Genomic DNA, 13828 nt, shown 5'->3' with positions numbered 1-13828 from the left:
CGACGCTAGTCGCGCAGGATTTCGACGTTCTGCCCGGCCACCAGCACGCGAATGAGCCTGTACTGGCTGTCCAGCCAGAGCGACCACTCGACGCCTTCGGCTTCCAGCTTCACGCGATCCAGCTCGCGCTCCACGCCGGCGATCGGCAGCTTTTCCTTTCCCATATATTCCAGACTGACCATCACGGGACGGTGCTGTTGCGGAATGAAGATGCCGAACTGGGTCCGTGTCAGGCGGCACTGGCCCGGCCTTTCGGGCGCGGGAGTGCAACTAGTGGCCAGGTAGTGCCAGGCGAGGATCTGACGGTGCAGAAAGAAGTTGTCATCCACGATGAGGGTGGACGCAGGAAGGATGAACGGCAGCTCGGTCGGCTTTTCATTGGGAGCGGTGACGATGTGCTCGACCAGGAACTGGTCCTTGATACCGACCACGGCGCTGGCCTTGCCCGGGCTGAGTTCTTTCCACTCGTAGCGCAGGAGGTTGCCGTTGGGCGCCAGTTCGAGCTGGGAGGTTTGAGCCGCGCCGCTCCCGTCCACGGTCTTGAACTCGGCCGTGGCAATGCTCTTAGAGGGGGTTTCCTCCACCTGAAAAGTCTCGGTCGCTACCCGCTTTCCGGCCACGAAGACGCCGAATGAGCCGGAATCCAGGATCTTGTTGCCACCTCTGGCCTTGTCCTTGGATTTCTGAGCCAGTGCCGGGCCACCGACACCGAGAAGCAGGGGAAGGAGCAGCGTAGCACCCAGGACTTTCTTCACGTCACCTCCTCTCAGTCATGCCCGCCGGTCCAGACCGAGGGCTGTAGCAATCTCTGCCGCCACGTCCTCCGGAGTCCGGTTCGCGGTGTCTACGCGAAGGGAGGCGCTCCGGTAATCGGGAAGCCGTGACTCGTAGAGCCTCCGGAAGGAGGCCTCGTCCTTGAACAGCGGCCGCTGTGAAGCCGCCGGCCGGCAGCGCGCCAGCAAGACCTCCAGGGGCGCATCCAAAAACACCAGCGCAGCCGCCGCCTGGCGCAGCCGCTGAGCATTCTGGGGCTGGCTCAGAGTACCGCCTCCCAGCGCCGTCACCATGGCGTGTTCCGCCGCCTGCTGCAGCAGGGAAGCGAGGGCCGCGTGTTCAGCCACGCGAAACGCCGCTTCGCCGGATTCACGGAAGATCTGCGCGATGCTGCGCCCTTGCTGCTGTTCCACCCGCTCGTCCAGGTCCACGAACTGCCAATCCAGCCGGGTGGCCAGTGCCCGGCCCACGCTGGTCTTGCCCGCTCCCATAAAGCCGGTCAGGAACACAACCCGGGGTGGCGGCTGGGCTCCCATGCGGGCGTTGGCTGCCGTAAATTCGTGCAAACCGCTACTGCTTTTTCACGCGGATTCTACCACTGAAGGAGAGCAGCCGAACCGTGGAGGAACCTGAGTGGGAAGTACCTGCGAAGGAACGACCGGCAGGAGGAGGGACACTGGCCGACCCGCGGGTGAACATCGGCACCTCGTTCCTTACCGAACCCTTTTCAGAATGCGCCGTAAGGTCCACGGAAGCCGTTTCGGGCAGGGAGACGTCGATATCGCCCGCGTGGCTGGTGAGCGAGTAGCGGCCGCCGAAGCCAAAGTCGCCGGAGTAGCGGATGTTTCCGCGAGTGGAATTGACCGCCAGCAGCGGACCGCTGACGTTCTCCAGCTTGACTTCGCCGCTCTGCGACTGGATCTCGACGTGGGCGTTGCGGACGCGGGTAAGCGTGATATCGCCGGAGAGAGAACGGACATGCACATGGACGCCGGCGACGTCGCGCACCTCGACGGGCGCGGATTCGCTCTCCGCCTCGATATCTCCCCGCAGCCCTTCCATCATCACGGAGCCGCTGCCGGCATGCACGCTGACGTTGGTGCCGGCCGGCACCGCCACATCGTAGTCCACGCGGCCCTCATCGCCCGAGAGCAGCGGTTCCAGCACCGTGGTGCGGATTTCGATGCGGTTACCGCGCTGGCCGGCAGCCACGTACACCTTGCCGGAGCGGGTGGTCGCCGACACCGTCACCTGCCGGACTGCGGCGGAGGGCTTGACGACAATGGCTCCGTATTCGTTGGAGAGGTTGAGCGTGGCCTGCGGGCCGACGGCGTAGCGAAAGTCCTCCCGCGTTTCCGCTGCCGGAGCGGAGAGGGCGAAGAGGGTGACTGCCAAGAAACCCGCGGCCGGGTGCCAGCGTGTCATTGAATCGGTTCCGCCGAATGAGCCATGGCCATCTCGTAGATGGCGGCCTTCTGCTGGTAGGCGCGCATCAGCATCTCACGCGCGCGCGCGTCATTAGGATTCTCGACCAGGGACTGCTGCACGTCGGCGATGTAAGCGTTGGCTCCGCGCAAGCTTTCCTCGTAAGCCGGACGCAGGGCAGGCGAGCGAGCCTCAACGGCTTGCAGCAAGGTCACGTCGTCCTCGGGCAGCGCGCTCTGCAGCAGCGCCTGGGTCGCGTCCGGCGCCAGCCGGGGAGCGATGGCGTCGGAAAGGATCATGCCGCAGACCACCGCAAGGGCGGCAGCCATCGCGCCGACCTGCCAACCTGGCGACCCGAGGAAGCGCGGCAAAGACCAAACCGGACGCAGCACCCGCGCGGGTTCTGCGTCCTTGATCAGGCCTTCCTTCTCCAGAGCCTGGTGAATTCCCAGCCAGACCTGCGGGCCGGGCTCGGCGAGCGGCAGCCGGGCTGCCTCCTCGCGGATCAGGTGCAGGTCCTGTACCAGGACAGCGCACACCGCGCAGGCATCCAGATGCGCCTGCTGCTCAGCGCCCGTCGGGCCCTCCAGGGTGTCGCCCAAGACCTTTTGAAACTCCGTACACGTCATGACGCTACCTCAAATCTTCCGCGTTTTCGGCCCGGCACGCAAGCCGTATCGTCACTTCCTGTGTTTACTCCTTCTCCCGCCTGGCCGCCCTTTCCAGCCGCAGCAATTCCCGCAGCTTCAACCGTGCCTTGTGAAGCTGCGACTTGCTGTTGCCCACCGAGCAACCAATCATTGCGGCGATTTCGTTGTGCTCGAAGCCTTGCACGTCGTGCAGCACGAAGATCGTCCGATAGCCCACCGGCAGTTCCGCGATGGCGCGTTCGAGGTTAACGCGATCGACCGAGCCCACCAGGGCGAGGTCGTTCTCCCCGAACTCTTTCCGTGGGCCGTCTTCCTGCTGCGGCTCGAGTACCTCCTCGAGCGGCACCGACGGAAGCCCCTTTTTCCGTAGGTGCATCAGCACTACGTTGACCGAGAGCCGGTGCAGCCAGGTCGAGAACGCCGACTCGCCACGGAACGTACCGATCTTCCGGAACAACTGCAGGAACGCTTCCTGCGTCAGGTCCTCGGCCTCAGCCGTATTGCTGGTCATCCGCAGGCACAGGGAGTAAACGCGGCGCTTGTGGAGGCTGTACAAGACCTCGAACGCTTCTGCGTCCCCCTTTTGGGCTCCGGCGATGGCTTCCGCTTCCGATAGCCCACCCGCGGGTGCTGGCTTTTTCTGACTCAATCGGCCCTTGTCAGGCCGCTGCCTAAATAGATGCGGCCGAAGTGGTATTCCGTTGTATCGCTTAGCCCGTCCGGGTACCCCCCAAAAGGGTCCCGGGGCGAGGGTAAAGGCCGGGGAAGGGTACCGTCAACGGGGCGGCGCTTCGGGGGCCCGCAAAATCAGGGTTTCTGGCTACGCCCGGATGGTTTCCAGACCCCGCGCCTGGGGCCCGGTTTCCGTGCGCCACAGCAGGAAGGCGAAGACCAGGGCAATCATACCCAGGACAGTGAAAATCCACATCATGGGCAGGTAGCCGGCGGGGTTGACGGCGCTGGCCCCGGCGTAGTCGTTGGCGCGGCCCACCAGCCAGTCCAGAGCGCCGACCCCGATCTGCTGCAGCAAGAACATTAAGGCATAGGCGCTCCCCAGCCGGTTCTGCTCCACCAGGTAGGCTACCGAAGGCCACATCAGGGCGGGGACCAGAGAAAACGCGATTCCCACCATGGCGATCGGCAGATAGAGCGTCACCTGCGTGTATCCCAGGATGGGAAAGACGGGAACCAGGATCAGCGTGCCCAGCAGCATGAGCGAAGCACGGCGCCCGATGCGATCCGAGAGCAGACCGAAAAGCACGGTGGCAAACATGGCTGCAACCGGCATGACGCTGTTCAGCTGGCCCGCGAAGGAGCGCTCTGCCTGGTGCGCTTCAATGAAGAACTTGATGGAGAAGCTGCGGAACGGAAAGATGACGGAATAGAACGCCACGCAGACGGCGGTGATGTACCAGAAAGCGCGATTGAACCTGATGAGGTCGGAGAGGACCAGCTTGTCGGTCGATCCGGCCTCCCCGAGCGAATACTTGCGCTCGGCTTTCTTCTCCAGCACCCAGTAGATCGCCGCGCCGATCACACAGGTGGTTCCGAGGAAGGCGGCGACGACCAGGGGGGTCCGCCAGTCGCCGTAGGCAGCTCGCGCCCAGGTGGGAGACCAGTCGGCGGCCGTCTGGCCCAGGCGCGCGATGACCAGGTTCACGCCCAGAGCGAACCCCAGTTCCTTGCCCTTGAACCACTTGGCGATGGCCGCGGTGATGGCGGCAATCAGCGGTTCGGCGCTGGCCAGCAGGAACCGTCCCACTACCATGACGCGGTAGTCGGTGGAAGCAATCATCATGAAGCCGGAAATCGCGCAGATGGCTCCGAACAGGAGAGTGGCCACGCGGGTGCCCCGGCGGTCAATGATGGGCCCGCCGAACAACAGGAACGGAATGGCGCTCCAGGAATACACCGAAGACAGCAGTCCGTACTGCTCGTCGGTGAAGTTGAGCTGTTGCTTCAGCAGGTCAGCGACAGGCGCAATGCTGTCATACAGGTAGTAGTTGCCGAACATCGCCAGGCTGATGAACATCAGCACCATCCAGCGATACCACTTCGGAGGCTCCGGCTGAGCGAGAGAGATTGGAGTTCCCATGGAAGATAGATCGCGCGGCGAAGGGCCTGCGGTTCCCGGCCGGACGAAGGCTAGAAGATAACAGATTCATGCGTTCGCTGGGCATGGTGCGACCCGTCGGGAACCTAGGAACCAACGTAGCGGGCATACAGGCTGCGCGCCGCCGCAGTATCGGTGGTCCCCTTGACGATGGCGCGGCCGTCGGGGAACAGCGTCATTTCGTAGTCATCCCGCCAGAACTTGAGGACAAACTGGTTGTGGCGCACGCGCCCGTGGGGTTCCAGGCGGCGCGTCATCTCCGCGAAGTCGATGGGTCGCTCGCGCTCGTGGATCTGCACCGAGTTGCGCCCGCACAGGGTGATGTGTGGCCGTCCCTGACCCGCCAGATGGATGAAGTCCCCCGCGCCGCAGGCGCGACAGTTCGCGCGGGGACGTGAGGCATCGATCTCCGAGCGCTGGTTGGTCCACACGTCCCAGGAAAGCAGCGTAGGACGCAAACGCTCCCGGGCGCCTGCGAGGAACTTCAGCGCCTCAGCAGCTTCGAGCGACGCCGCCAGTTGCGCCGCGGGATTGAGGATGCCGGCCGTGTCGCAGGTTTCCACCGTCCCGCGCGGCGGTTCGGGAAACAAGCAGGCGAGGCACGCTGTCTCTCCGGGAACGATGTTCAGGGTGACGGCATAGCTACCCACCGCGGCGGTGTAGATCCAGGGGATGCGGGTTTTCACCGCCCAGTCGTTGATCAGGTACCGGGTCTCGAAGTTGTCGGTTCCATCGAGGATGAGCTGGATGCCGGAAAGCAAACGCTCAACGTTGCCCGGGGTCAGATCGGCCACTTCCGGCTCGACAACGATGCCGGAATTGAAGGCCGCAATCTTGCGCGCGGCAGCGATGGCCTTGGGCACGCTCTCAGCCGCATCCTGCTCGTCGAATAGCGACTGCCGCTGCAGGTTGCTTGGCTCGACGTAGTCGCGATCCACAATGCGCAAAGAACCCACGCCGGCGCGCGCCAGCAGGCCGGCGGCTCCCGACCCGGTGGCGCCACAGCCCACAATGGCCACCCGCGCGGCCTGCACCTTCCGCTGGCCTTCGGGCCCGATGCCCGCGAACAGCTCCTGCCTCGAGTAACGACTTTCCGGTGACCCCGGCATCCTTGGACCTCGACGCATTTATTATAGGAGGGCGCGTGGCCGCCGTCCGAATCGACCGCAGCGGACGGCGGCCGGGAGTGCAACGCGAAGGCTGTGCGCGCTCATCGCATTACAGGAATTCATTCACTCCGTTGCTCGCAACCGGAGCTACGAGGCCTTATTGACGGGGAAGTGCGCGGCACGTATCGGCGCTCTTTTAGTGCTGTCCGGGTGCGTCCTGCCCCTGGGCGGTCAAGAAGCCGCACCTGTTAGCCCGGACTCCGACGTCTACGGCAAGACGGTCCGCAGGGTGGAGTTGCGCGGCGCCATGGCCGGGCAGGCCCAGCACCTGCTGGAGCGCGTGGCGCAGCCCGTGGGCCAACCGCTGGATCGCACACGGGTCCGCCAGAGCGTACAGGCGCTGTACGCATCCGGCTTCTTTTCCGATATTCGCGCCGAGGCGGAACCGGTCGCCGAAGGCCAGGTCGACCTTGTGTTCCTGACGGCCCCGCGCTATTTCATCGGATCGCTGACCATCGAGGGTGCTCCCGGCAGCGAACCCAGCGGCAAGCAGGTGCTGGCGGCAGCCAAGCTGCAGTTGGGTGAGCCCTGGGCGCCGAACCAGATGGAGGCGGCGCTCGCGAGAATGAGAGATGTTCTGGCCGACGAGGGCTACTTTCGTGCCCAGGTCGGATTTGAACACAGCGAGCGTCCGGCGACGCAGCTCGTGGACCTTCACTTCCGGGTCACGCCCGGCGAGCGCGCCCGCGTAGGGGACGTGCGGGTCGAGGGCGACCCCGGCTTCAGCGACGCCGAAGTCATACGGATCGCCAAGCTCCGTCCCGGCGATGCGGTCACCCAGAAGCGCCTGACGCGGGCGCTCGAGCGGCTGCGAAAGGCGTATCAGAAGCAGCAAAGGCTGGAGTCCGAGGTCGCGCTCAAGAGCCGCCTCTACCAGGAGAAGACCAACACCGTGGACTATGTGTTCGACCTTCGCCGCGGACCTCAGGTGGAGATCAAAGTGGAAGGCGCGCGCCCCAGCCGCAGCGAGATCCGCAGGCTCTTCCCCGTCTACGAGGAGAACGCCGTGGACGAGGACCTGCTGAACGAAGGACGCCGCAACCTGCGCGACCACATGCAGACGCGCGGGTACTTCGACGCCACGGTCGGGTACGCCACACAGGACGATCCCGCGGCCGACCGCCGCACCATCGTCTACCAGGTGGAACGCGGCCAACGTCACCAGCTGGCGGAGATCGTCATTACCGGCAACCACTACTTCGCAGACGACCTCATCCGGGAACGCCTGTGGATGCACGAAGCCGGGTGGCTGCTTTCCCACGGGCGCTTCAGCCAGTCCATTCTGGCCAGCGACATTGAGGCCGTTCGGGCGCTCTATACCTCGAACGGATTCGCGCAGGTGAAGGTTTCCAGCCGCGTCGAGCAGTTCGAGGGCGACCGCCTGCGGGTGGTGCTGAGCATCGAGGAGGGGCCACAAACCCGCGTGGCGTCGCTGGCCATCCGCGGAAACAAGGCCGTGGCCGAGGAACAGATCCGCTCGATGATTTCCATCATTGAGGGGCAGCCGTTCTCAGAGGCGAACGTCCTGAGCGACCGCGACCTGGTGCGCAACTTCTACTTCAACCGCGGGTTCCCGGAGGCCACGCTGGAATTCTCCTCGCAGCCCGATCCGGCCGACGCCACGCGCATGCACGTGACCCTCGAGATCCATGAAGGCCCGCAGTTCTTCGCCGATCAGGTGATCGTAAGCGGTCTCCGCTACACCCGCCCGGAGACGGTGAACCGGCAGGTGCGCATCTCGCCGGGCGGACCTCTCTCGCTGTCGGACATGCTGGAGACCCAGCGCCGTCTTTACGACCTGGGGTTGTTCAACGAAGTCGATATCGGCGTGCAGAATCCTGACGGGAATGCGCGCAACAAGAACGTGCTCATCCAGGTGGAGGAAGCCAGTCGATGGACGTTCGACTACGGCGCCGGGTTCGAGGTGCAGACCGGGGCCGCCGGGGTCGAGCCCCAGGGCGACCTTGAAGCCAGCCCCCGATTCTCTTTCGACGTGACACGCATCAACTTCCGCGGACGCGACCACTCCCTGGTCTTTAAGTCGCGCGTCGGGCGCCTGCAGCAGCGAGGGCTCATCGGCTATATTGCGCCACGCTGGTTTGACAAGGAGAACCTGCGGCTGTCTCTTACCGCCTTCTATGACAGCACCAGCGACGTCCGCACCTTCACCTCCGAGCGCCTCGAAGGTTCCATCCAGGCCGATCACGTACTCAGCAAGGCCACGACGCTGCTCTACCGGTTCGCCTTCCGCCGGGTCCAGGTGGACGAATCCAGCCTGAGGATCGAGCCGGCCCTGATTCCCCTGCTGTCGCAGCCGGTGCGCGTCGGCATTCCGAGCGTCACCTACATTCGCGATACGCGCGACGACCCCATCAACTCGACCCGGGGCTGGTACCTCACCAGCGACCTGGGCATCTCCAGCAAGATCTTCGGTTCGGAGGCCGATTACTGGCGGCTGTTCCTGCAGAACACCACCTACCACGCTTTCCGGCGGCGCAGCATCGTGCTGGCGCGCTCGACTCGCATCGGATTCACCGAGCCGTTCGATACCACAGACATCATCCCGCTGCCCGAGCGGCTGTTCAGCGGCGGCGGCAATTCGCATCGCGGCTTTGCCATCAACCAGGCCGGCCCGCGCGACCGCGAGACCGGGTTCCCGCTCGGCGGGCAGGCCCTGTTCCTGAACAACGTGGAACTGCGCCTTCCGCCGGTTACCTTGCCCTACCTGCGCGAGAACGTGAGCTTTGTCCTGTTCCATGATGCCGGCAACGTCTTCGAGAGCGCCCGCGACCTGTTCCGCGGCCTCGGGCGCTGGTCCCAGCCGAACCCCGCCCAGTGCCGCCTGCTGACCCTGAACGCCCGCTGCGACCTCAATTACATGTCCAATGCCGTCGGAGGCGGCCTCCGCTACCAGACCCCCATCGGCCCGGTGCGCGTCGACTTCGGATACAACCTCAACCCGCCCACGTTTCCCATCCGCGAGGAGGGCCGATCGGAAACGCTGCGGCACTTCAACATCTTCTTCAGCATCGGGCAGACATTCTGATGATTTGTCGCTTACGAATCGCCTTGCTTGTCTTCCTGGCTGCGGCGCCCGTGATGCACGCCGGCCAGCTCCTGGATCGCATCGTCGCCACCGTCGATTCGCGCATCATCGCCGAGAGCGAGTGGGAGGAGGCGGTGCGTGTGGAGTGCCTGTTGGAGGGCCGCCCGGTCGAACAGATTGGCGCCGCCGACCGCCAGGCCACTCTCCAGCGCTTGATCGATCAAGCCTTGCTGCAGCAGCAGATGGAGAACACCGGCTTCGAGCCTGCCACCTCGGAGGACGTAGCAGAGCGCCTGCGCAACGTCCGGGAGCGCCTTCCCCAGGGACAGGACGACGCTGCGTGGCACGCCCTGCTCGCTCGTTACGGACTGACCGAAGACACGCTTCGCCAGCGCCTGGCCCTCCAGCTCGACCTGGAGCGTTACATCGACCAGCGTTTCCGCTCCACCGTCTATGTCGAGCCGGCCGCCGTCGAAGCCTACTACCGCGACCAGCTTGCGCCGCAGCTCCAGGCGAAGAACGCGCCTGTGCCGTCGCTGGCTGAAGTGCGCGAGCGGATCGAGCGCCTGCTCACGGAACAACGCGTGAATGAGCTCGTGGCCTCGTGGCTGAAAGCGCTGCGTACACAAACGGAGATTCAGGTGCGATGAACGAGTCCGTGCCCAAGCCGCGCCGCCGTGGCCGATGGCTGCTGCGTCTCGTCATCTTCGTGCTGGCAAGCGGGTTGCTTGTGGGATGGTACTTGTCGAGTGAGGCCTTCGAAGCCCGCTTGCGCGCGCAAATGGTGGAGGGCATCGAGGAAGCGATTGGGACTCGCGTCGAAATCGGCTCTTTCCACTGGGACCTCTGGAACCTGGGCTTTGAGGCTCGCGAGATGGTGCTGCACGGTCGCGAGCCGAAGGGAGAGCCCGCGCTCGCTCGCATCGAATCCCTCAGCGTTCGCCTGAAGGTGCTGTCACTGTTCCGGCCGAGTTTTGGCGTGCGCGAAATCGTGGTGACGCGGCCGGTCGTCCGCATCATTACCTTTCCGGATGGCTCGCTCAACGTGCCGATGCCCGGCACCAGCCGACCGAAAGGCGCAGGCACGCCGGCGAACCTCCATGCGCTCTCGGTCGACCGCCTCGACATCACCGGCGGCGAATTGTCCTGGAACGAACGCCGCATTCCGCTCGACCTTACAGTTCGAGGCGTCACGCTCTCTCTGGCGTTCGCACGGTTCGACCGCAGGTACGACGGAGACCTTTCGCTGGGGAACATCGAGTTCCGCTATGGCGGAGCCCCACCACTGACCTCGCGGACACGGGTGATCTTCCGCATCTGGCCCAAGGCGGCGGAAATCTCCAGCCTGCGCTGGGACTCGAAAACATCACGCCTTGAGGCGACGGCCCGCGTCGAGAGCTTCGTGGAACCCGATCTTCGCGTGAACTACTCGGGAGCGCTGGATCTGCGCGAGTTTGGCCCGCTGGTTCACCGGCCGGCCCTACGGAGCGGCCGGATCGAGTTCAGCGGCGAGGGCAGCGGCCCACCGCGGGAACTCACCTTTTCCGGGCGCATGCGTTGGGCGGATGTCAGCTGGCAGACGCCCGGGGTTCGCCTCTCCGGCCTTGCGGGAGGAGCGCAGTTCACCGGCAGCCGAGAGCGCCTCGCTTTTTCCAACGTCTTCGCCCACGCGATGGGAGGCAATCTTACCGGGTCGGTCGCGGTCGAGAACTGGACGCCGTGGCGCGCTGACGAAAAGTCTGCGCCACGGGGTGTGGCGAACCTCAAGCTCACCGGCATCCGCCTGGCCGCGCTGGCCGGCGCAGTTTCCACGGAATCGCTTCCACTTGCGCGCCTGAAGTTTGCCGGCAGCGCGGCGGGCACCGTGAAGCTGGCCTGGCGCGGCGCTCTTGCGGCTGCGAACTGGGCATTCGCGCTCGATATCGTTCCACCGGCCGCGCCGCAATCGGAAGACTGGCCGCTTAGGGGCGCGATTGTGGGCGCCTATCGCTCCGAGGCGCGATCTCTCAGTCTGGAGCATCTGCACTTAGCCACACCGGCTTCGCGGCTGGAGGCTGTCGGTTCGCTCGGTTCGCCGGGGGCTTCGATGGAGGTCTCGCTGCGCCTGGATCGCCTGGCTGAGGCGCGCAAGGTTCTGGACATATTCGCTTCGTCGCTTCCGCTCCACCTGGAGCCTGAAGGGCGGGCCGCTTTCGACGGGCGCCTGAGCGGAGCACTTGGGTCGCCACGGCTCCAAGGCCGATTCACCGCGGCGGAATTTGCCGTAACGCGGCCCACGGGTGCGGAAGGCAGCCCGCTGACCATGCATTTTGACGCGTTCTCCGCTGACCTGGACTATTCGGCTGCGCACCTCGAAATCCGCAATGCTGAGCTGCTGCATGATGCGGCCCACATCGCATTCGACCTGGCGACCGAGCTTCGCCACGGCCGCCTGGAGCCATCGGCGCCGCTGACGAGCAACGTCCGGATACGGGATGCCTCCCTCGACCGGCTGCAGTCGCTGGCCGGGACCAGCTATCCGCTTCGCGGCGTTCTGGACCTCGAGTTCTCCGCCCGCGGCACGTGGCTCGATCCACGAGGCGAGGGCAGGCTGGAGGTAAGAGAGGCAGAACTGTTCGGTGAGCCGTTCCGGGCGTTCGCTTCCGGCCTCCGCGTCCGGCAAGGGGAACTCGAGCTCAGTGAACTCGTGATGGCGCAAAACGGTGGGCGCGCTGCAGGCACGGCCGCCTGGCGTTTTGCCGATCGCTCTTTCCGGCTCGATCTCGATGGTTCAGGTTTCCAGCTTTCGAGGTTCCGGCGCCTGCAGCGTCCGCAGTTCTCGACTGGCGGTCAGTTTGCGTTCCGGCTGCAGGGTCGCGGAACTCTCGCCCAGCCTGACCTTTCGGCGGATGTGCGTCTGACCGACCTCGTGCTCAACGGAGAGGAAGCGGGCGACCTCGAAGCTCACGCCGTCACCCGCGCGGGAACGTTGCATCTCAGGGCCCGCTCCGCATTCCAACAGGCCGAGCTCGACGCCGATGGCCAGATCGGCTTGCGCGCCGGCTGGCCCGCCCAACTCGCAGTACGCTTCGCCCGGCTCGACATCGATCCGCTGCTGCGAGCGGTGGTGCCCGGGCGAATCACCGGACATTCCGCTATGGCAGGTCAGCTCCGAATCGAGGGGCCGCTCGGTGACCGCAAAGCCCTTTCCCTGGATGCGGAGGTTTCACAGTTGGCCGCGGAGATTGCCGGCGTCCGCCTGGAGAACGACGGCCTCATCCAGTTCGCGGTGCGCAACGGGACGCTGGAGGTGAGGCGCTTCCACATCGTCGGCACGGGCACGGACCTTTCGGCCCAGGGCCGCGCCGAACTCCTGGGTGCGCGCCGTCTGGACCTTCGCTCCCAGGGACGTGTGAACTTCCGCCTGCTGCAGTCCCTCGACCCGAACTTCCAGGCTTCGGGCGACGCCACCATGGACCTGACCATCACCGGCACCGCGCAGCAGCCCAATCTGTTCGGCAAGCTGCGCATCGCAGACGCGTCCCTGGCCTTCATCGACGCGCCCAATGCCTTGAGCGAAATCAACGGCCAGATGACGTTCAACCAGAATCGCCTGCAGATCGAATCGCTCACGGCCCGCACCGGCGGAGGCACGCTCGACCTGGGAGGCTCGGTCGCCTATTCCCGCGGTCTTTTCTTCGATCTCACCGCCCGTGGGCGCGAGATTCGCCTGCGCCATCCTCCCGGCATCAGTTCGGTCGCAGATGCCGACCTGCGGTTCGTGGGCTCGGCCGCGGGCTCGCTGCTCTCCGGCGAAGTCACGGTACGGCGTTTCACGGTCAGCCCCAAGTTCGACTTTGCCGCCTACCTGGTTTCGCGGCGGGCGCCGATGGCCCTTCCGGGACCCGCGAACCTGGTGGAAAAATTGCGGTTCGACGTGCACATCACCTCCACGCCTTCCCTGGAGGTGCAGACCTCTCTGGCCCGCATCTCCGGGGACGTGGACCTTCGCCTGCGCGGCACGGCCGCGGCCCCCGCGGTGCTGGGGCGCGTCGACATCACCGAAGGCCGCATCGTCTTCAGCGGCACGGAGTATCGCATCAACCAGGGCGAGATTACGTTCTCCAACCCGGTGCGGGTGGAGCCGGTGCTCGACCTGGACGCCTCCGCCCGGGTCCGTCAGTACGACATCTCCATCGGCTTGCACGGCCCGATCGACCACCTGACCACCACCTACCGCTCCGACCCGCCCCTGCCCACCCCGGACATCATCGCGTTGCTCGCCTTGGGCCGTACCCGCGAGGAGACCGTCATGACCCGGCAAACCACGGACACGTTCGGCCAGGATGAGGCCAGTGCGTTGCTGGGCTCCGCCTTGAATGCCACGCTCAGCAGCCGTGTGCAGCGGCTGTTCGGCGTCAGCCGCATCAAGATCGACCCGCAGGTCGCCGGTCCGGAGAACAATCCCAACGCCCGCCTCACGATCGAGCAGCAGGTTTCGCCGCACGTCACGCTCACCTACATCACGAACCTGTCCCAGTCCTCGCAGCAGGTCATACAGGGCGAGTTCTACCTTAGCCGGACCGTCTCGCTGGTGGCGGTGCGCGACCAGAACGGCGTGGTCGGTTTTGAGTTGAGAATCCGGCAGCGAAAGAAGTAGAACAGGGAGTCG

Annotated in this window: 10 protein-coding genes; 3 read left to right on the top strand and 7 right to left on the bottom strand. The window is 65.2% G+C overall.

Annotated elements, in window-relative coordinates; all coding sequences use genetic code 11:
- Nucleotides 1–5: 5 nt before the first annotated feature.
- The 7 genes from VNK82_08545 to VNK82_08515 form a co-directional block, all read right to left on the bottom strand.
- Nucleotides 6–755 carry a hypothetical protein gene (locus tag VNK82_08545; GenBank protein HXE90995.1) on the bottom strand — a complete coding sequence of 250 codons (750 nt, stop codon included), beginning with the start codon at nucleotides 753–755 and terminating at the stop codon, nucleotides 6–8.
- Between the two features lie 15 nt (nucleotides 756–770).
- Nucleotides 771–1340, bottom strand: a complete 570-nt coding sequence (locus tag VNK82_08540; GenBank protein HXE90994.1) for a shikimate kinase — start codon at nucleotides 1338–1340, stop codon at nucleotides 771–773.
- A 4-nt stretch (nucleotides 1341–1344) separates the two neighbouring features.
- The gene (locus VNK82_08535; protein ID HXE90993.1) at nucleotides 1345–2199 is read right to left on the bottom strand and encodes a DUF4097 family beta strand repeat-containing protein; all 855 of its coding nucleotides are present in this window, start codon (nucleotides 2197–2199) and stop codon (nucleotides 1345–1347) included.
- Nucleotides 2196–2828: a hypothetical protein gene (locus tag VNK82_08530; GenBank protein HXE90992.1), complete on the bottom strand. Its 633-nt coding sequence runs from the start codon at nucleotides 2826–2828 to the stop codon at nucleotides 2196–2198. The genes VNK82_08535 and VNK82_08530 overlap by 4 nt, the downstream gene beginning before the upstream one ends.
- A 64-nt stretch (nucleotides 2829–2892) precedes the next feature.
- Nucleotides 2893–3498 carry an RNA polymerase sigma factor gene (locus VNK82_08525; GenBank protein ID HXE90991.1) on the bottom strand — a complete coding sequence of 202 codons (606 nt, stop codon included), beginning with the start codon at nucleotides 3496–3498 and terminating at the stop codon, nucleotides 2893–2895.
- A gap of 171 nt (nucleotides 3499–3669) precedes the next feature.
- Nucleotides 3670–4944, bottom strand: coding sequence for an MFS transporter (locus tag VNK82_08520; protein HXE90990.1), 1275 nt, complete (start codon nucleotides 4942–4944; stop codon nucleotides 3670–3672).
- A gap of 104 nt (nucleotides 4945–5048) precedes the next feature.
- Nucleotides 5049–6071 (bottom strand): ThiF family adenylyltransferase, encoded by a 1023-nt coding sequence (locus VNK82_08515; GenBank protein ID HXE90989.1) that lies wholly within the window; start codon nucleotides 6069–6071, stop codon nucleotides 5049–5051.
- Nucleotides 6072–6231: 160 nt separating this feature from the next.
- On the opposite strand from VNK82_08515, the gene VNK82_08510 reads away from it, so the two are divergent.
- Genes VNK82_08510 through VNK82_08500 form a run of 3 tightly spaced genes read left to right on the top strand, consistent with a single transcriptional unit; the run spans nucleotide 6232 to nucleotide 13816 of the window.
- Nucleotides 6232–9177, top strand: coding sequence for a POTRA domain-containing protein (locus VNK82_08510; protein HXE90988.1), 2946 nt, complete (start codon nucleotides 6232–6234; stop codon nucleotides 9175–9177).
- Nucleotides 9177–9827 carry a SurA N-terminal domain-containing protein gene (locus VNK82_08505; GenBank protein ID HXE90987.1) on the top strand — a complete coding sequence of 217 codons (651 nt, stop codon included), beginning with the start codon at nucleotides 9177–9179 and terminating at the stop codon, nucleotides 9825–9827. The genes VNK82_08510 and VNK82_08505 overlap by 1 nt, the downstream gene beginning before the upstream one ends.
- A complete protein-coding gene (locus VNK82_08500; GenBank protein ID HXE90986.1) occupies nucleotides 9824–13816 on the top strand; it encodes a translocation/assembly module TamB domain-containing protein in 3993 nt (1330 codons plus the stop codon). The genes VNK82_08505 and VNK82_08500 overlap by 4 nt, the downstream gene beginning before the upstream one ends.
- Nucleotides 13817–13828 lie beyond the last annotated feature (12 nt).

Source organism: Terriglobales bacterium (assembly GCA_035573675.1).
GTDB lineage: Bacteria > Acidobacteriota > Terriglobia > Terriglobales > Acidobacteriaceae > DATMAB01.
Note: the sequence above shows the minus strand (reverse complement) of the source record. Positions and strands in the feature narration are given on the sequence as shown.

Bases quoted from the DNA above. Each gene is read 5' to 3' on its own strand.
- VNK82_08500 (HXE90986.1), top strand. From the start codon at position 9,824: ATGAACGAGTCCGTGCCCAAGCCGCGCCGCCGTGGCCGATGGCTGCTG.
- VNK82_08505 (HXE90987.1), top strand. From the start codon at position 9,177: ATGATTTGTCGCTTACGAATCGCCTTGCTTGTCTTCCTGGCTGCGGCG.
- VNK82_08535 (HXE90993.1), bottom strand. From the start codon at position 2,199: ATGACACGCTGGCACCCGGCCGCGGGTTTCTTGGCAGTCACCCTCTTC.
- VNK82_08515 (HXE90989.1), bottom strand. From the start codon at position 6,071: ATGCCGGGGTCACCGGAAAGTCGTTACTCGAGGCAGGAGCTGTTCGCG.
- VNK82_08520 (HXE90990.1), bottom strand. From the start codon at position 4,944: ATGGGAACTCCAATCTCTCTCGCTCAGCCGGAGCCTCCGAAGTGGTAT.
- VNK82_08530 (HXE90992.1), bottom strand. From the start codon at position 2,828: ATGACGTGTACGGAGTTTCAAAAGGTCTTGGGCGACACCCTGGAGGGC.